Origin of the sequence: Thermoactinomyces sp. CICC 23799, assembly GCF_016055145.1 — a bacterium.
Lineage (GTDB): Bacteria > Bacillota > Bacilli > Thermoactinomycetales > Thermoactinomycetaceae > Thermoactinomyces > Thermoactinomyces intermedius.
Genome location: NZ_JAECVV010000002.1, coordinates 80,743 through 99,422 on the forward strand (window position 1 = coordinate 80,743; position 18,680 = coordinate 99,422).

At 47.7% G+C, this 18,680-nt stretch carries 17 protein-coding genes and 1 riboswitch; of the genes, 3 read left to right on the plus strand and 14 right to left on the minus strand.

Going from position 1 to position 18,680, the window contains the following annotated elements:
* Window positions 1-63 precede the first annotated feature (63 nt).
* From I8U21_RS02825 to I8U21_RS02855, 7 genes are all read right to left on the minus strand, one after another.
* Window positions 64-822 (minus strand): basic amino acid ABC transporter substrate-binding protein, encoded by a 759-nt coding sequence (locus tag I8U21_RS02825; RefSeq protein WP_198053228.1) that lies wholly within the window; start codon window positions 820-822, stop codon window positions 64-66.
* Window positions 823-1,016: 194 nt separating this feature from the next.
* Window positions 1,017-1,292, minus strand: coding sequence for an HU family DNA-binding protein (locus I8U21_RS02830; RefSeq protein WP_037997689.1), 276 nt, complete (start codon window positions 1,290-1,292; stop codon window positions 1,017-1,019).
* A gap of 77 nt (window positions 1,293-1,369) precedes the next feature.
* Window positions 1,370-2,089 (minus strand): ComFC family protein, encoded by a 720-nt coding sequence (locus I8U21_RS02835; RefSeq protein WP_370527015.1) that lies wholly within the window; start codon window positions 2,087-2,089, stop codon window positions 1,370-1,372.
* 21 nt (window positions 2,090-2,110) lie between these two features.
* Complete coding sequence (locus tag I8U21_RS02840) at window positions 2,111-3,148, minus strand: DEAD/DEAH box helicase (RefSeq protein ID WP_198053230.1); 1,038 nt, start codon at window positions 3,146-3,148, stop codon at window positions 2,111-2,113.
* A gap of 161 nt (window positions 3,149-3,309) precedes the next feature.
* Window positions 3,310-4,044, minus strand: coding sequence for a response regulator transcription factor (locus I8U21_RS02845; RefSeq protein ID WP_232337462.1), 735 nt, complete (start codon window positions 4,042-4,044; stop codon window positions 3,310-3,312).
* Window positions 4,045-4,288: 244 nt separating this feature from the next.
* Window positions 4,289-5,488, minus strand: a complete 1,200-nt coding sequence (gene metK, locus I8U21_RS02850) for a methionine adenosyltransferase (RefSeq protein WP_181731350.1) — start codon at window positions 5,486-5,488, stop codon at window positions 4,289-4,291.
* A 137-nt stretch (window positions 5,489-5,625) separates the two neighbouring features.
* Entirely contained in the window at window positions 5,626-7,593 is a 1,968-nt protein-coding gene (locus I8U21_RS02855; RefSeq protein ID WP_198053231.1) for a S8 family peptidase, read from the minus strand.
* Window positions 7,594-8,215: 622 nt separating this feature from the next.
* On the opposite strand from I8U21_RS02855, the gene I8U21_RS02860 reads away from it, so the two are divergent.
* Both I8U21_RS02860 and I8U21_RS02865 read left to right on the plus strand, forming a co-directional pair.
* A complete protein-coding gene (locus I8U21_RS02860) occupies window positions 8,216-9,313 on the plus strand; it encodes an LCP family protein (RefSeq protein ID WP_198053232.1) in 1,098 nt (365 codons plus the stop codon).
* Window positions 9,314-9,406: 93 nt separating this feature from the next.
* Window positions 9,407-10,042, plus strand: coding sequence for a YigZ family protein (locus I8U21_RS02865; protein WP_181731347.1), 636 nt, complete (start codon window positions 9,407-9,409; stop codon window positions 10,040-10,042).
* Between the two features lie 24 nt (window positions 10,043-10,066).
* On the opposite strand, the gene I8U21_RS02870 is transcribed toward I8U21_RS02865, so the two are convergent.
* The 5 genes from I8U21_RS02870 to I8U21_RS02890 form a co-directional block, all read right to left on the minus strand.
* Complete coding sequence (locus I8U21_RS02870) at window positions 10,067-10,861, minus strand: MetQ/NlpA family ABC transporter substrate-binding protein (protein WP_198053233.1); 795 nt, start codon at window positions 10,859-10,861, stop codon at window positions 10,067-10,069.
* Between the two features lie 14 nt (window positions 10,862-10,875).
* Window positions 10,876-11,535, minus strand: a complete 660-nt coding sequence (locus I8U21_RS02875) for a methionine ABC transporter permease (RefSeq protein ID WP_198053234.1) — start codon at window positions 11,533-11,535, stop codon at window positions 10,876-10,878.
* A complete protein-coding gene (locus tag I8U21_RS02880) occupies window positions 11,520-12,473 on the minus strand; it encodes a methionine ABC transporter ATP-binding protein (RefSeq protein ID WP_198053235.1) in 954 nt (317 codons plus the stop codon). Before I8U21_RS02880 ends, I8U21_RS02875 begins: the two co-directional genes overlap by 16 nt.
* 95 nt (window positions 12,474-12,568) lie before the next feature.
* A riboswitch (SAM riboswitch) is annotated at window positions 12,569-12,692 on the minus strand.
* A 452-nt stretch (window positions 12,693-13,144) separates the two neighbouring features.
* Window positions 13,145-13,777: a sugar transferase gene (locus I8U21_RS02885; RefSeq protein ID WP_181731343.1), complete on the minus strand. Its 633-nt coding sequence runs from the start codon at window positions 13,775-13,777 to the stop codon at window positions 13,145-13,147.
* 199 nt (window positions 13,778-13,976) lie between these two features.
* Window positions 13,977-14,915, minus strand: a complete 939-nt coding sequence (locus I8U21_RS02890; protein WP_198053236.1) for an SDR family oxidoreductase — start codon at window positions 14,913-14,915, stop codon at window positions 13,977-13,979.
* Between the two features lie 245 nt (window positions 14,916-15,160).
* On the opposite strand from I8U21_RS02890, the gene I8U21_RS02895 reads away from it, so the two are divergent.
* A complete protein-coding gene (locus I8U21_RS02895; RefSeq protein WP_198053237.1) occupies window positions 15,161-16,078 on the plus strand; it encodes an LCP family glycopolymer transferase in 918 nt (305 codons plus the stop codon).
* Between the two features lie 54 nt (window positions 16,079-16,132).
* On the opposite strand, the gene I8U21_RS02900 is transcribed toward I8U21_RS02895, so the two are convergent.
* Together I8U21_RS02900 and I8U21_RS02905 are read right to left on the minus strand one after the other, a co-directional pair.
* Entirely contained in the window at window positions 16,133-17,239 is a 1,107-nt protein-coding gene (locus I8U21_RS02900; RefSeq protein WP_198053238.1) for a glycosyltransferase family 4 protein, read from the minus strand.
* Between the two features lie 19 nt (window positions 17,240-17,258).
* Window positions 17,259-18,677: an O-antigen ligase family protein gene (locus I8U21_RS02905; protein WP_198053239.1), complete on the minus strand. Its 1,419-nt coding sequence runs from the start codon at window positions 18,675-18,677 to the stop codon at window positions 17,259-17,261.
* Between the last annotated feature and the right edge of the window lie 3 nt (window positions 18,678-18,680).

The window sequence follows — 18,680 nt, forward strand, 5'->3', positions numbered from 1 at the left end:
TATCCACAAATTAAAAAACAGGCTCTTTTCACAACTTACCCACAAGTTATCCACAGATTTGGTTCACTTATCCCCAAAATATTTGGCATAAATTTTGTCATAAGTTCCGTTTTGTTTAATCTTTTTCAACCCGGAATTCAACTTGTTCAACAATTCCCGGTTTCCTTTTTTCACAATGATCCCGTAAGATTCCGCCGGCATCGACGAATCTTGAACCGTTTTGAATTGGCTTTTTCCCAACTTTTTTAGGTATTCCGCATTCACCGCTTCATCCACCACCACCGCATCAATGCGGCCGAGCTTCAAATCTTCCACCGCCGAGGAAATCACGTCATACCGTTTCAATCCCGGATACGTGTTTCCAAATGCTTTTTGCACCACTTGTTCCCCCGTTGTGGACGATTGCACCCCGATCTTTTTCCCTTTTAAATCGTTCAATGTTTTGACCGGGGAAGCCGACGGAACCAGAATCACTTGTTTCGCTTCAAAGTAAGGTTCCGTAAAATCGTAAATCTTTTGGCGCTCCTCCGTGATGGTGATTGCAGAGATCCCTGCATCCAGCCGGCCTCTTGCCACGCCGTTTAACATGACATCCCAGCCGGTATGTTGAAAATCAAACGAAAGGTTTTCCGCTTTGGCCACAGCCGACAAAATCTCGGCATCAAAACCGGTGATTTTCCCGTTCCCTTCCAACTTTTCAAACGGGGGAAATTCGGCATTGGTTCCCACTTTGATGCCATGTTCTTTTTCAGCCGGACTGCCGCAGCCGGCCAAAAGAACCAAAGAAGAAACCAAAGAGAGTATAATCATGCAAAAACGCATTTTTTTCACATCCCTTCCCAAACCCTTGATCCGCTAAAAACCAATGAGATGAAATCATTTCCTTTGAAAAGATTTGATTTAATTATACATATCGATGTATATTTATTCAATCTCGACATGGATGCAAATTCAGGAAACCGGAAATAAAAAAATCACCCGGGGCTCAGCGCCTCAGGTGATTCAGCAGGGACGGATTACTGATTGATCAATTCTTTCAATTGTTTTCCGGGTTTAAAAGCCGGGGCTTTTCTTGCTTCGATAAACATTTCTTCTCCGGTTTGCGGGTTTCTTCCTTTGCGTGCCGCGTATTCACGGACTTCAAAGTTTCCGAATCCGATCAGTGTGACTTTGTCTCCGTTTTTCAATGCTTCCGAAATGGTTTGCAAAACGCTGTCGACGATCATTCCTGCCTCTTTCTTCGTTTTGCCCGTTTTTTCAGCTACTTTTTCCACCAATTCCGTTTTGTTCATTTTTCAACGCTCCTTCACGATTACTTGATTTACACTGCTATCTACAAGAGTTGACCACTTTTTTCTATTCTAATACTTTATCTGGCAAATGTAACAGAGAAAACTTCTTGAAATCCCGCATTCCGCAAAACTTTTGCACACTCTCTGACCATGGCGCCGGTGGTGTAAACATCATCCACGATCAACACGGACCGTTTCCGGCCCTTTTCCGCTTGCCTTTGATCCGCCAACTGAAAAACGCCATTTATGGAATGAAGCCGCTCACGGCGAGTACGCCTGCTTTGCGGAGTGGTTTCCTTTACCCTTTTCAATAAAGGACGTACCGGGATCCACAATTTTTTCCCGATGGTCAATGCCAATCGTTCCGCTTGATTAAAGCCCCGCTGTTTTTGCCTTTCGCCATGCATCGGAACATATGTGATCACCGAAACGGCTTTTCTCCCGTAGTGTTCCCGGACCACTTCCGCCATCCACTTTCCCATCGGCACCGCCAGGCTTTCCTTGCCGCCATATTTCAATGTCCATATCCATTCCCGGACCAAAGGGGAATAGGAAACAGCGCTGCGATTCACGACCCGTTCACCGGGAGGGACCCGCAGACAATCTCCGCAAATCTCCCCGTTGAATATCCCGGGACTCATGCAAATGGAACAAAACGGTTTTTGCAGCATTTCCGCTTGCTCCAGACAAACCGGACAGATGTGATCCGATACCGACACAGGGAGTGTCCCTTGCACAGGAGACGAGCAAAACCAGCAAGTACGAAAAGCCGGAAACAGAGATGACCACCACTTCACCTCTGATTATACGCTCCTTTTTCAGCAAAATCCTTCTTTTTCAGCAAAATGATTCAGCCACTTTATTTTTTTCAACGCTTGTTTTTGCGCCATGGTTTTTTCCTCTGACAAAAACCAAACCACTCCCTTTTGGTACCCGGCATTTCTCCCGACGCGGCCGGCGATTTGCACGAGGGTTGCTTCGTCAAAAACCGGATGATCTCCTCCCATGACCAGCACATGGCAACGCGGAACGGTCACGCCCCGTTCCAAAATGGTGGTGGTCACCAAAACGTTCCACTTTCCTTCGCGGAATTCCCGGATCTTTTGCTCACGGAAAGGATCGCGGGCATGAACACCCCCGGCTCTGGCGAAACGGGATGGGGCATTTTTCTTTAACCATAAAAGCACCAAGCGGACATCCCGGACCCTGGGCACAAAAATGAGAGCTTGTCCCCGGCATTCATCCAGTTGTTGCAAAAAACGGGTCAAGACGGCGACGGACTTCCCTTTGCTGATTTTCGTCCATAACCGGCTCTCCAAAAACAGCTTTGGAAGCGGAAGCGGATGTCCGTGATACCGGGCCGGCAACATCACGGCGGCCAGACGCCCCCTTTTCGCGGAGTCCTGCCAATAAACCGGCGGTGTCGCGGTTAACAAGACTTGTTGCCCATCCGGGGCCATCGCCCGGTTCAATCCGCTTTCCAACGCCGGATCGCCATAAAGCGGAAAAGCATCCACCTCATCAATGATCATCAAATCAAACGCATGATGATGACGCCACACCTGATGGCAAGTGACCAGAACAAGCGGGGAAGAAAGCCACCGGTGCGGGGATCCCCCGTACAAAGCAACCGTTGCCGGAAAAAATTCCCGCACCCGGGGGTACAACTCCAACACGACATCTTTGCGCGGCGTCGCCCATAAAATTCTTTTCCCGCGATCCAGCCATTTTTGAATCACCGGAAACATGATTTCGGTCTTTCCGGCTCCGGTGACAGCCCAGACCAAAACCCTTTTTTCCTGGTGCTCAAGAAGGGCTTCGATCCGGGAAGAAACCCGTTGCTGGTTTACGGTCAATGAGAACGCCGGTCCGGTTCAAAGAAAGACCCTTCACCAGGAAATAGAGGGCAATGTACAAAAAAACGCTCCACAAAATCCATTCTCCCATACCAAACGCCCCTCCTCAAAAAGCATCGTATGGCAAAAAGGCAGGGACTGTGACCATTACGGGATATTCGTCATATCAATTGAACCCATCCGTATCTCATCGCCATCAACACCGCTTGCGTCCGATCCTGAACATTCAATTTATACAAGATATTACTCACATGGTTTTTAACCGTCTTTTCGCTGATGTAAAGATGCTCACTGATCGTCCGGTTATTTTTTCCCTGTGCCAATAGTCTTAAAAATTCCATTTCTCTTTCAGTCAAAACTTCTCTCCAGGAGACCTTGGGAACCGTCCGGTAATGATAATAAATCGTCCCTTCCATACGGCTCAATCTGCGCAATTCATTGACCAGACTGCCCATCATGACGGGATGAATATAGACGCCTCCGTGGGCAATGACACGGATCGCATCGACCATCGTCCGGATTTCGGTATCTTTCAACAGGAAACCGGACGCTCCGGAACGAATCGTTTCCAACACATAGGGATCGGCATGATCGGATAAAATCATAATCTTTGTCTGCGGGCTCATTTTCCAAAGCCGGTAGGTGACTTCCACTCCGTCCACCCGCGGCAGGTATAAATTCATGACGACAACATGCGGGTTCAATGTTCCACAGGCCAAAGGAACCTCGTTCCCTTCGGATGTTTCGCCAACGAGCATCATATCGCTTTCCCGCTTTAAGGCCTCTTTGAGCCGGTCACGAAACCGGGTGTCCTGATCGGCTATCATGATCCGGATCGGAGAAGGATGTTGTGAAATTTCGATATTTTCTTCTACTTCGGCCCGCTGTTTCTCCAAGGGAATCGCCTCTTTCTCGCAATATTGCCTCTATTTAAATTTTACCATGAATAAAATCAAGATGAAATAAGATGTCCATCATTTAAAGACAATCCTTCACTTCAAAAGAGAACGCCCATTTTTTTCATCACCGGCCGGCCGTTCCCTTGTATGCCTGAACCAAACAGCCAAAGCGGGCGGTTTTTTAAAATCCATAAAGAAAAGAGCTTGTGCCTGACGGTCACAAACTCTTTTCCGTTCTTTATTATAATCCGGCTTCTTTCTTCAACACGTCCGCTAGGTCGGTGCGCTCCCAAGGCAAGTCGACATCGGTGCGCCCAAAATGACCGTATGCGGCTGTCTGACGGTAAATCGGGCGACGCAAATCAAGTTGCCGGATAATGCCGGCCGGGCGAAGGTCGAAATGTTTTTCCACCAGTTTTACCAGCGTTTCTTCATCCACTTTTCCCGTGCCGAAAGTGTCCACACGAATGGAAACCGGACGGGCCACTCCGATGGCATAAGCCAGCTGTACTTCACATTTGTCGGCGAGTCCGGCGGCGACAATGTTTTTCGCCACGTAACGTGCCGCATAAGCTCCGGAACGGTCCACTTTTGTCGGATCTTTACCGGAAAATGCCCCGCCGCCGTGCCGGGCATATCCGCCGTAAGTATCCACGATAATCTTCCGTCCGGTCAGTCCGGCATCCCCTTGCGGACCCCCGATGACAAAACGGCCGGTCGGATTAATGAAGGTTTTGGTTCGCTCGTCAAACATTTCGCCCGGAACGACCGGAAGAATCACATGTTCCATCAGATCTTTTTTAATCTGTTCCAATGTAACATGATCCGCATGCTGTGTGGATACAACAATGGTGTCGATCCGGACCGGTTTATCATCCTCATACTCAATCGTCACTTGGGTTTTTCCATCCGGACGAAGGTATGGAAGCGTGCCGTCCACCCGGACTTCATGCAAGCGACGGGCCAGTTTGTGTGCAAGCGAAATGGGCAGCGGCATCAATTCTTCCGTTTCGTTGCATGCAAACCCGAACATGATCCCTTGGTCGCCGGCCCCAATGGCTTCAATTTCTTCTTCGGTCATGGAGCCCTCCCTTTTTTCAAGGGCCACATCGACGCCCATGGCAATATCGGGCGACTGTTCGTCAATGGAGGTAAGCACGGCGCAAGTTTCGGAATCGAAACCGTATTTTGCCCGGGTATAGCCGATATCTTTAATCGTTTGACGGACGATTTTGGGAATATCGACATAGCAAGAAGTTGTGATTTCACCACTGACCAACACCAAACCGGTGGTCACTGAAGTTTCACAAGCAACCCGTGCATTTGGATCTTTTTCCAGGATGGCATCCAAAATGGCATCGGAAATTTGATCGCAAATTTTGTCCGGGTGGCCGACCGTGACGGATTCAGAGGTGAAAAGGCTGCGTTTTGTTGCTGACATTCATTCTCCCCCTATCTACCCTGAAACTGCAAACAGAAAAAGCCCTTCCTTCGAGGAAAGGCTTTATTGTTCGTAATCCTCGATACCCAGATACATAAAACCCCTATTTTTATTTAACATTAGAATAACCTAATCATTCATGAATTACAACCGTATTCTTCTCTTCCACATTTTGACGGCATCCGCTTGTCAAACCGGTCAAAAGAAATGATCAATTGGTACGGATCCTCAATCAGATTTCCTGCATAGTCCGTCACGCGAAAATAAAACGGCCCCGGCTTCACATCCAGCGACAAAGTTTCGGTTCTTCCTTCCCTCTCTTCATCTTGTCGCATGTTTTCCCAATCATCCTGCCGTATTTTAAAGATCACCGGATCAAAACGCGGGGTCAGGGGTTGAACCTGCACCACCAGCCTCCCCTCTTTCGGAATCGACAATTGGTACCAATCGGCATCGCCGGGACGGGAAATAGTTGCGGAAAATACTTTTTTGTTTTCCGAAAGCGGCAACAAGGTGGCTTGGGACAACAAATCATTCGCTTCATACTCATCCTCTTCCGGCAAATAAGCGGCATGAAACCGCAAGGCAACCTCTCGTTTCGATGTTTGGGACACCGACCATTTCAACAAGATCTTCCCCTGAGAAACCGGTGTGATGATCCGTTGTTTGCCCGACCGGGCGGAAAGGGAAAAGGAACGGGTTTGACCAGTCGTTGCCTGGATGATGGACAAAAAAACATCTTCCCCCGGTCCATCGAGCACTTCCACATCCACTTGCAGCCGGCCGGCCTTGTTTAAATCCAGTACGTACCAATCCGGATCCTCTTTTTGCAGGACCAGTCGGATTTCTTGGGAAAGAAAAAAAGGCGTCGCGGTTTGTTCACTGTCATTTGGTTCGGCCATATCGGGATCCAGCGGGGACCGAAGCGCACGATCCGCATCCAACAATCCAAACCCGGTCTTTTCATTCCAAAGCGGTGATGAAGCCGTTTGCCGGAGCAACATGCGGATATCCCCGGGCGTGTAATCGGGACGAAGCTGCCAGATCAAAGCCGCCACTCCGGCAACTTGTGGTGTGGAAAAAGAGGTTCCCGAATCAAAAGCATAATCCCCGTCATTGGACATGGTATAAATCATGTCACCAGGCGCCACGATGTCCAAACCGTAACCGGTATTGGACAACGGCTCATGATTCCCCTGAAAATCCGTGGCACCCACAGACAAAACTGAAGGGAATGCCGCCGGATAATACAAAGGTTGGCGGAACAACAGCTCCCCTTTTTCGAATTCCGCATTCCCCGCCGCCGCAATCACCAGCACACCTTGCCTTTCGGCTTCCTCCACCGCGTCTTCCATCAACTTGGAATAAGTCCAGCTCCCTTGTGACAACACAATGATGTCAGCACCGCGCCGGATGGCTTCGCGGATGCCTTTCACAGTGTAGAAAATTTCCCCATCCCCGTCGTTTTCCATCACTTTGACCGGCATGATTCTTCCCTTTCCAACCGCTTTTCCCTCTCTGGCTCCCCAAGTGGAAGCAATCACCCCGGCAACTTTGGTTCCATGCCCGAAATGATCCTGCGGGGGCAGATCAGGATTTTTCACGTTCACTCCTTCGGTCAGAAAAGGCTTAAGCGCCGGATGGGACAAATCGACTCCGGTATCCACCACCGCCACCGTCACCGGCTTTATCCTGTCAGGATCCGCCTTTTTCCGGAAATAAGCCCAAGCCTTCGAAACATGGGTTTGTTGCAAATAATAATTTTTGCCAAACATAACCCGAAAGCGGCTCCGTTTCTTTTCATCCCCCAGTTCATACCGGATATCAGGGCCGATGGATTCGATGCCCGGATCTTCTTTCCATGTTTCAACCCACCGCTCATCATCCGTTCCCGGTTTAGTCCGCACCAAATACAAGCCTTCTCCCCCTTCTTCCAAAAGCTCCGCTTCCATCCAGAAAGAAGAAGGAACCGGCTGGCGCCACTTCACCACCCACTTTTGGCTTTTGCTCCGCGCTCCGGTGGTGGACATCATCGGCAAGGTTACAGCCAAAAGCAACAAAATAAACACAAAAAACAGCCCCACGGTCCTCTTTCGATTTATCATGTCAATCACCAAAAGTACGATTATTTTCAAAAAACATAAAGCCGGATTGTAGATTCATACGAATTTATTATATAAAATAGATAATTGTAGATAGAATCTTTCTTTTTCTTTTATAAAAGCTTCTCTACCTTTTGCACCGCTCTTTTGAAAGAATTACAGTGTCTCAGACACGTCATCCGAGAAAGCGGAAACAGAAGGGGACTCCTTGACACTCCACAGCTTTCCAAATTTTGAAGAAAGCTATTCCGGATTTTTCCAAAATCCCTCCATTCTGTTGAAAAAGCCTGTTTCGCCGTTCCCGTCGTTTCATCGTTTTCTCAAATTCGACAAATTTTTACGCAACCATCCTGATCGGATTACGTCTACATAAGTAAGTCTTTTTATAGGATTCCATTCGATTCTGTTTCCATTTTGATCCATGGTTTGAACGGGAGCCATTCTTCCCGATTCAAAAAGATTTCAACAAAGCGTCAATATTATCTGTTTAATCACTATTTGACGTTTTCTTTCCTAAATATTAATTTTCAGTGAATTTGATCATTATCCATCAGTCTTTACTTGATCCAATCCAAACCACGATGTTACCATTGAATGAAAACATTTAGCGCGAGTGGGGATTTCGATGAGAAGAGTAGAACAAAGCCGATTAAAGCGGGTTAAAAAAAACCAGCGGAAAAAATGGATCATCCGTTCCATCTCTTTGGCCTTCATTCTTCTTGTAGGTGTCGGTCTTTATTTAGGTTCCGAAATATGGGGAGTCTTTGCCAATACGAAAAACGATATCGGAAAATCCGACTTACGGGAAAAACAAGTGGAAATGGAATCCGAACCCTTCACCATTTTACTTCTCGGAACGGACCAACGGAAACGATCGGATCCGATTTGGCGGGCGGACACCATGATCCTGATTGCCGTCAACCCCAAAAAACACACGGCCAAAGTCCTGAGTATCCCCCGGGATACCTATACAGAAATCGCCAATACGAATGGTTTTAAATCAAAATTGAATTCTGCCGCTTACTGGGGATATAAAAAAGATGTCGGGCAAGTTGAAAATATCCGTAAAACTTTGGAAAATCTGTTGCATGTCCCCATCGATCATTACGCACGAATCAACTTCCAGGGATTTGAAGACATTGTCGATGCCTTGGGCGGAGTGGAAGTGGATGTGCCGTTTGCATTCCACCAAAAAGCCATCGGCGGCAAGATGGTTTACTTTGAGCCGGGTCCGGCCAAATTGAACGGTTCGGAAGCCTTGGCGTATGTGAGGATGCGCAAGCAGGATCCCCGCGGGGACCTGGGACGCAACGAACGGCAACAAGAAGTGGTGTCCAAACTGATTGACAAGATCGCCAGTTTCAAAGGAGTCGGCAAATTCTCCGACCTGATGAAAGCGGTGGGAGATAACTTCGAACACAGCCTTGAATTGGACAACTTCCCGGCACTGGTAAGCATCTACACCAAAATACCGAAGAGCAATATTGAAACCTTGCACATCGAAACCTATCCTGAAACGATCCAAGGTGCAGGTGCGGTGTTGATCTGGCCTGAGAAAGACCGCAAAAAAATTCAACAAGCCTTGCGGGAACAATTGGAATTGCCTCCGCTTGAAAACGGGGAAACAGACGGTGACTCCGGTTCCGGAACGGATGATGACATGTCGGATACCGACAACACCGATTCATATGACAGCGATAAAGAAAGTGACGGCAGCTATTAAGCCGTCACTTTTCCATTTTACCATTGATTCCCCGGCAAACTCCTGGTATTTCACCGCCGTTTTCATTAAGATAGTAGGGAAGAAGGTGAAACGATGTCTGAGAAACAGTATTTAACCGTCGGCCCTCAAGGGGAAACGGAAATCGTCATTCAGAAATCGCGTTTTATTTGCAGGGCCAAACGGGTGTCCACCGAGGAAGAAGCCCAACAATTCGTCCAGGAAATCAGCAAACAACATTGGGATGCCACACACAACTGTTATGCTTACCTGGTGTCCGACACCGTTCAAAAATCTTCGGATGACGGGGAACCGGCCGGGACCGCCGGACGCCCGATATTGGAAGTGATCCATGCCAAAAAGCTGATCAAAACGGCCATTGTCGTAACCCGTTATTTCGGGGGAATTAAATTGGGAGCTGGCGGACTCGTCCGCGCTTACAGCCAAGGGGCTTCCGCGGCGATTGAAGCAGCCGGTGTCATCCGGTGCCAGCTGCACCAAAAAATCACCTTTACGTTTGATTATCATTTTATGGGAAAAATGGAACATGAATTCCGCCAAACCGATTACTTTTTGGAAACGCCCCTCTATCAGGAGGTGGTGTCTTGGCCGGTGTGGATCCCGGTTGGGGAAGAAGAAGCCTTTATCCAACAAGTCACCAACTGGACCCACGGGCAAGTAAAGGTGACACGCGGAGAAAAAGAATATAAAGAAATCCCCCTTTCCTCCTGACGGAAAGGGGGATTTCTTTGTGTCTCAAAATGCCGGAACCACAACGCCTTTGTATTTTTTCTCGATAAACTTTTTCACTTCCGGTGAAGTAAGGGCTTCCGCCAGTTTTTTCACCGCCGGGTTATTTTCATTCCCTTGTTTGACCGCCAAAACATTCACATAAGGATTCTGGTCTTTTTCTTCCATGAACAATGCATCCTTGAGCGGATCCAAATCGGCTTGAAGCGCATAGTTGGTGTTGATCACAGCCAGATCCACTTCATTGATCATCCGTGGAAGAGCAGATGCCTCAAGCAGCTCAAACTGCAAATTTTTCGGGTTCTCCACAATATTTTTCAGGGTGATCTCCCCTTGATGTTCATTCAACTTGATCAACCCGTTTTTCTCCAACAACTGCAAAACGCGGGTGATTTCACTGGTTCCGTTGGGAATGGCGATTTTGGCACCGTTTTTCAATTGATCAACCGATTTTATTTTTTTGGAATAAGCCCCCATCGGCTCCAGATGGACACGGGCCACATCTTTCAAATGGTATCCTTTTTCCTGATTGGTGGTTTGAAGCCAGACAATGTGTTGGAAATAGTTAGCGTCAATTTCCCCTTCTTCCAACGCTTTATTCGGCAAAACATAATCCGTAAACACTTTGATTTCCAAGTTTACCCCTTGTTTTTCCAATTGCGGTTTGATATGCTCCAAAATCTCTGCGTGCGGAACCTGCGTGGCCCCGACCACGAGCGTGTTTTCCTTGCTTTGGTTGCCGCAAGCGGCTCCCAACACCGCAACCAGCACACTGACCAACAAAACCCAAAACTTTTTCATCCCATTTGTCCTCCTTAAGATCTTTTATCCAAGGCACGGGCAATCCTGTCCCCCACCGCTTGCACCAATTGCACCAAGATGACCAACAAAATTCCACAACTGTACAGCATCCCGTCATTAAATGCCTGAAAACCAAACCGATATGCCGTGTCCCCGAGACCGCCGGCCCCGACAATCCCGGCCATTGCGGAAAAACTGATCAACGAAACACAAGTGACGGTCAGGCCGGAGACAATCGAAGGAAATGCCTCCGGAATCAGCACCTTGCAAATAATGGTCAACCGGCTGGCCCCCATCGCCTGTGCAGCTTCAATCACTCCTTTGTCGATGTCGCGGATGGCGGTTTCCACCATACGCGCATAAAAAGGAGCGGCTCCTGCAATGAGCGGAATGGTGGCTGCCGTCGGCCCCAATGTGGTTCCCACCAAAAGCTTGGCCACCGGAAACAAAAACAAAACCAAAATGATGAAAGGAACGGCCCGGAAAATATTGACCACCAAAGCCAAGATACGTTGAAAAACGAGATTTTCCCAGAAATAGCCGCGGTCCGTCACCACCAGAAGCACCCCCAGCGGAATCCCCAGCACTGCCGTCATCAGGGTGGAAATTCCCACCATATGAAGAGTTTCCAAGGTTGCTTCTTGCAACAGATCAAAATCTACCGACTCCCACATTCAAGTTCCCCTCCCAACACCTTCCGCACTTTTTCCACTGCTTCATCATTTCCGCCGATTTGTACTTGGACTGCATCTTCATCGCTGCTTCCTTTCACTTCCCCGCCAACCAATTGAAAATGGACGTTATATTGGCGGGCCAGTTCATCCAGTTTGGAAAGGCCGGACCACGGCACCCAAACGCCTTCCTGACCGGGTTCTGCATCCTGAACAAATTTTTTCGTCAAAGGATGTTTCGGATTTTGAAAGATTTCGGCAACAGGCCCTGTTTCAATGATCCGTCCGTTTTCCATGACCGCCATTTTGTTGCAGATAGCACGTACCACGCTCATCTCGTGCGTAATCAAGACAAGGGTCAGCCCCAATTTTTGATGGATCTCTTTTAACAGCCTCAAAATCGAAGCCGTGGTCTCCGGATCCAACGCTGAGGTGGCCTCATCGCACAAGAGCACGTCCGGATCATTGGCCAGAGCCCGGGCAATGCCGACCCGTTGTTTCTGTCCGCCGCTGAGCTGTGCCGGATAAGCATCGGCGCGCTCCGATAACCCGACCAGTTCCAACAAGCGTCTTACTTTCTCCTTGATCTGTTTTTTGGGAACCCCGGCAATCTCCAGCGGAAAAGCCACATTTTCCGCAACCGTCCTCGACCACAACAGATGGAAGTGTTGAAAAATCATACCAATTTTTTGTCGGGCAAAGCGCAATTCCCGTTCACTGAGCCGCGAAATTTCTTTTCCATCCACCAGCACCGTTCCGCTCGTCGGTGTCTCCAAACCGTTTAACAACCGGAGCAACGTGCTTTTCCCGGCCCCGCTGTAACCGACAATTCCAAATATATCCCCTTTTTCAATTTCCAAGGAAATTTCTTTCAAAGCCGTAATTTCTTTGTTTTTACCTGCAGCCGGAAATGTTTTGACAACATTTTTCAACTGAATCATTTCCTTCACCGCCTTCAATCTGCAAACATTTTTTAAGCATAAAAAAACCTTCCTGCTCATTCAGATGCAGAAAGGATCACTTGCTCAATCTCCTTCTCTCATCTGTCAGAGCAGTGTACAGCTCTGCAGGAATTGGCACCTTCCCATGGGCTCATCACGCCCGACAGGGGGTTGCCGAGAGATCATCAGGCCTGTTCCCTCCCTCTCTCTGGATAAGAGAATGTTTCATTCCCGTATGCAATTTTGTTCAAGATCTTTTCTAAAATTATCACATAAAATCATTTCAGTCAACAATTAGCGTTCCAATTCGTGCAATTTTTTTAAGAAAATGTATAACTCCATTCAATTTATGGAAAAATATACCTGTTTTCAGCATCTTATCAACTGTTACTCCCAGATTACATTTCATTAACAAAGCCGCTACTTCGATCTATCCAAAAGGAAGATGGCGTATAATAAAAATACATTCATCCCTTGGAGGTGCGCATATGGAGCACACGGTTGTCGGCAAGTCCTTCTGGATCGGAGTCATGAACGCTTCTTGTTTGAGTGTGCCACTGTGGCTTCTCATGTACCTGTTTTTAAAAATCATTTTCTGAATGAGCGCACCAAAAGAAATTCATCACCCTTCCGATAAATAAAAAAGATGCCACCTTTTTGGCAGCATCTCTTTAGCGGGCTCCATTTCCGGAAACAACCACCCAAACCGTCCGAAACAAAATCTGCATATCCATTTTAAAGGATTGGTTTTGAATGTAGAACATATCCAACTCAAACTTTTCAGCAGGTGTCATCTCATATCCTCCGTTTACCTGAGCCCACCCGGTCAAACCTGGTTTCACCAACAAGCGCTTTTTAAAACCAGGAATCTCCTTGTCAAATTTCTCGGTAAAAACAGGTCGCTCCGGACGGGGACCGATCAGACTCATGTCACCACGTAGGATATTGATCAACTGTGGAAGCTCATCAATCCGCGTCTTACGGATAAATTTACCTACTCGAGTGACACGCGGGTCATTTTTTGCCGCCCATTGCGGACCATTTTTTTCAGCATCAGTACGCATGGATCTGAGTTTGATGATCTCAAACCGTTTCCCGTTCAACCCCACACGTTCTTGTTTATAAAAAACAGGACCCGGGGACTCCAGTTTAATCGCGATCATGGTCAGTACAAGCACAGGCAATGTAAACAGCAGCAATGCAATCGAAAAAACAATCTCAAAAGCCCGCTTGAAAATGGGATAAATGGTTTGTCCGGAAAATGCACCCGTGTTGCTGCTCTCGTAGGCTAACTTGGAACGCATCAGCTATCCACCCCTGCTGTGTATAATAATCAGAATCCCTTCCGTTTCTCGCTAAGTTTACAAAAATAACAGTAACATTACAGTAATGTTTCAAACCGATTACTGTAAATCAGTATACTGCAGAACCCGCGGAATGACAATAGGTTCTTTTTTGAAAACCGTGTCAAATCCTTGACCGATCACAGCATATGCTTATTTTCTACATTTCTTTGTCCATTTTGCGATATTCGTTTTGGTAATATTCGTAGGTTTTGCGTAAACCTTCCATAAGAGTGTATTTCGGTTTCCAGTCCAATATGCGGCAAACTTTGTCATTGTTGAAATAACTGTGTTTGATGTCCCCCGGACGGTCCGGGCCGTGAACCTTTTGGTTTTCAAACGAAGCGATTTCATCAAACAAAGTAAGCAGTTGGTTCAACGAAGTTTGCACCCCGGTTCCGACATTCAGGATCTCCCCGTCTCCTTTTGAAAGTGCCGCGACGTTGGCTTTGGCCACATCTTCCACATAAATGTAATCCCGCGTTTGTTCGCCATCGCCAAAAATGGTGAAAGGTTCTTTCTTCAAGTACTTATCCACCAAGATGGAAATGACTCCACCTTCACCGCGGGGATCCTGTCTGAGCCCGTATACATTGGCGTAGCGCAAAATGGTGTATTTCAACCCGTACAAATGGGCGTACACTTCCAAATAATGTTCCACGGTATGTTTGGAAATTCCGTATCCGGAAAGCGGTGACACCGGATGTTCTTCATCCACCGGCAGGTATTTCGGATCTCCGTAGACGGCGGCGGATGAAGCGTAAACCACTTTCTTCACCCCGCTTTTGCGGCAGGCCTCCAAAAGGTTGATCGTTCCGATAATATTGGTGTTGGCATCAAATACCGGATCTTCAACGGAAACATCCACACGGATTTGCGCCGCTTGATGGATGACGGCTTCCGGTTTTTCCCGCATGAACACATCCCTTAATTCCGGATTCGTCAAATCCACTTCAATCCATTTCGCTTCCGGATGGATGTGCTCTTTCTTGCCCGAAGAAAGATTATCAATGATCACCACCTGGTCTCCTCTTTCAATCAACAAATCGACAATGTGGGAACCAATAAAACCGGCTCCGCCTGTCACGATTACCTTCATTGTTACAGACTCCTCTCTCGAGTGGACTTTGTCAATTGAGTCGGCCATTTTCAACGTATTCCCGTCTATCTTATCAATTCCGCCGGTCAGAAGCAAAAGACAAGTTTTAAACTTTTTGTCCATATTTTTTGAAAACGGGCCCTTGGCCCGCCACTTCCCCATCCAAGATTTTGGAAGGTATTTTCCCATGGAAAAGAAGAATAATATAGTACATAAAACCTAACACCTGTGAGGGATTTTCCGTAATGAAAAAATGGATCCTGCGTTTTTTTCTGCTTTTGTTTATAACCGTTCTGCTCGGATTTGGATATTATGTGTACCTGATCTGGTCCGCCGCTCACCGGTCCTATGTCCCTCCTGAACAGGAGAAATCGGACAAACGTCAAGAAGCGGTCAAATGGCATGAGGATCCTGTCGCCATTTTGATGCTTGGCGTGGATGAACGAAACGGAGATCAGGGACGTGCCGATACCATTATGATTGCGGCCTTAAATCCGCAAGAAAAAGACATCGTCTTAACCAATATTCCACGCGACACCCGGGTTGAAATCCCCGGTAAAAACTTCCGCGACAAGATCAACCACAGCTATGCCTACGGCGGGGTGGATTTGACCCGCAAAACCGTGGAGCAATTTTTGGATCTGCCCATCGATGGTTACGTTCAAATCAACATGCAAGGCTTGAAAGAAATCGTGGATGAGCTGGATGGAATTGATGTGGAAGTGCCTTTCACCTTTTCCTATGGAGGACACACTTTCAAAAAGGGACCCATGCATTTAAATGGAGAAGAAACCCTTGCTTTTGCACGGATGAGAAAAGAGGATCCGCTGGGGGATTTCGGACGGATTCAGCGGCAACAAGAAGTGATCCGGGCCATCGTCCGCAAGGGAACGGATTGGACCACCATCACCAAACTGGACACGATCATGGAAAAACTCGGCTCCAATGTCAAAACCGATATTTCCCCCTTTCAACTTTTACAATTGCAAAACCGCTATGCCAATCTTTCCCGGGACCATATCAAAACGGTCCGGTTCAAAGGGGAAGATGCAACAATTGACGGTATTTATTATTTCCGGGTGTCACCCGAAGAAATCGAACGCGTCCGGAAAGTCCTGGCGGAACAACTGAACTATACCCGGCCTCCGGACACCCTTTATTAAAAGGATCCTGCCATGGACAGGGGAATCCCCCTGATCATGGACACAGGATCCTTTTCATTGAAGCAGTTCCTGATATAAAGAAAGAACTTTCTTTTCCTCAACCTTCCAATTATAACGGGTTTCATGGGCTTTTCTCGCATCGGTGCTCATTTGGCCGCGCAGTTTGTCATCGCTTAAGATCCGTTTCACTTTTTGCGCAATATCCTTGGGATCCAATGCATCGGCCACCAACCCGGAATGGCTGGATTCCACAATTTCCCTCCACATCGGAAAATCCGTCGCCACCATGGGCAATCCGGCGGCCATGTATTCAAACATCTTGATGGGAAGGGATTCCCGGTAATTATCGACCGGATGCAGGCAAACCAATCCCACTTTCCCTTTTCCCAACCACTTCTGCACATCATCAAACGGAATCCGGCCGTGCAAATAAACCCTCTTCTGTTCCAGTGCGGACTTGTCCCGGTCTTCCGGTTTGATATGCTGGAGGGGACCGATGATGTGAAGTTCCGCTTGCAAGGATTCCGGCAAATAATCCATCATCTGAATCATTTCCCGGTAACCGCGCAGATACGACACGCCCCCGACATACAAAATCCGGTTGACGCCATCCTCTTCTTTTTCGATCTCCGGCATCGACAACGGATAGTTTTTAATCACTTCGACTCTTTTGGCTTGATGGAACTGTCTTTGAATCGATTCCGTCGCTGTAATGACCGCGGACAACCGGCGGGCCAATCCCTTTTCCACTCTATGGACGATTTTTGCCAGCGGGGCACGGAGCTTTTCGGGTATCCACGGTTTGGTCTGGATCTGTTTGGGCAAATCCTCGTGCGAATCATATATCACCGGACATCCGGTCCGCCAAGCCAACAACACTCCCCACGGCAACAACTCCGGATCATGAAAATGATACAAATCCGCTCCGCATTTTAAAGCGCGCCGGTAAAGCTCATACCCGGTCCAAAGCCGCTTCCACTTTTTGTTGACGCGCTTGACCCCCCGGATTTTTACGCCATCAATCACTTTTTCTTTAAAATCGGCGATGGCGTGGAGTTCCACCCGGTATCCGTTTTTCGCCAGTGATTTTGCTTGTTTGTGGAAAATCCGCGAATCATCATAAGGATGAACCGAACTGAAGATCATTACTTTAGCGGACACTCAAGCAACTCCTTTCTCCTCACACTCCCTTTAAAGACCCTTTTTCCAGCTCCGATCCGGAGTGTTTCTTTTTCAAAGTTTCCCCGATGGCAATGATGGCCAAGCCGATTCCGTAACAAATCCACATCGGCGTATAGTGAATGGCCGTGCTAGGTGCCATGCCCCCGAAGAAATAACCGGTCAATGCGGCCATGGTGGAGTAAGCACCCCAACGCAAAACCGGGTTCAATTGCGGCGAATGCTTCAAGCTGGCCAGTTTCCACAAGCGCCACAACATGAGGAAGTAAAGGGACATATACAGGATAAAGATAATCACGCCAAAGTTGACCAACACTTCGCCCCACCAATTGTGCATATTGACTTTATCCACTTTGGGGGCGCCGTCCATGTAAACTTCAACGTTTCCGGGACCGACTCCCATGTAATGGCTTTGATGGAGGAAGCGGAGTCCGTTGATGATCAAAAACTTTCGGACCGTGGCACTCCGTCCGGTTTCCGCATCGATGGGGTCTTCTCCCCCTTCATCCACCGTCCACGGGCTGTTTTGAACATCCATCAAGAAGCCAAAAGTGCTGGACAGTTTTGTTTTGGCTTGTTCCCTGGCTTCAGCACTCAAGAAAACCATGCTCAAACCATTGGCCAGTATGAAAGCCACCAAAACGGCAATTATGCCTTTACCTACATTTTTCATCGTGATTTTGCTCCGGTCCATCACCAGCGGCAACAGCACCACCAGCGGCAAAGCGGCAAGCGGCAGGGCAAAGAAAGTGTTGCTGCGCGAACCGGTCGCAATCAGGGTATAGATGGACAAAACACCGATAATATAGATAAACCATTTGTGTTTTCGTTTCAGATCCAGCATATACAAGGAACTGGCCAGGAAAGGAAGGCCGAGCGTGATGCAGGTTGCCAAATCATTTTGATTGGTAAATACCGACGTCACTGAAGCCGATATCCGTCCAAACGCACGCGACTGCGGCAAATGAATCAAAGTAATGGATTCAAAGACCGCAAACAAAATAATGGCTGCATAAACCCAAAACAAAATCCGCAGGGCTTTCCAAAAATGATCGGTCGTTCTCAGGAAAAACGGGAACGAATACGCAAGAGGCAACATCATTCCCAATAAAAAGAGATACCGCACCCCGGCAGACAGACTGGCCGACCAGGATAAAGCAATCACTCCGTAAGCAAACCAAAACAAAAAGAAGGCTCCATACCATCGAACCGGATACATGTAGGAAGTTTCCAATTTCTTTTCCGCCGCAAATCTCAGCGCGATTCCCGCCGCCAACAGCAGAAACGCGATACGGAAAAACGTCAGATTAAATCCGCTGGTGATCGGAACCCCCAAGGTAGGGCCGATCAGTGCAAAAACGATCATCAAATAGAATAATCTATCCAAACGCTTCTGCTTTGAAAACAACAGTTCACTCACCAA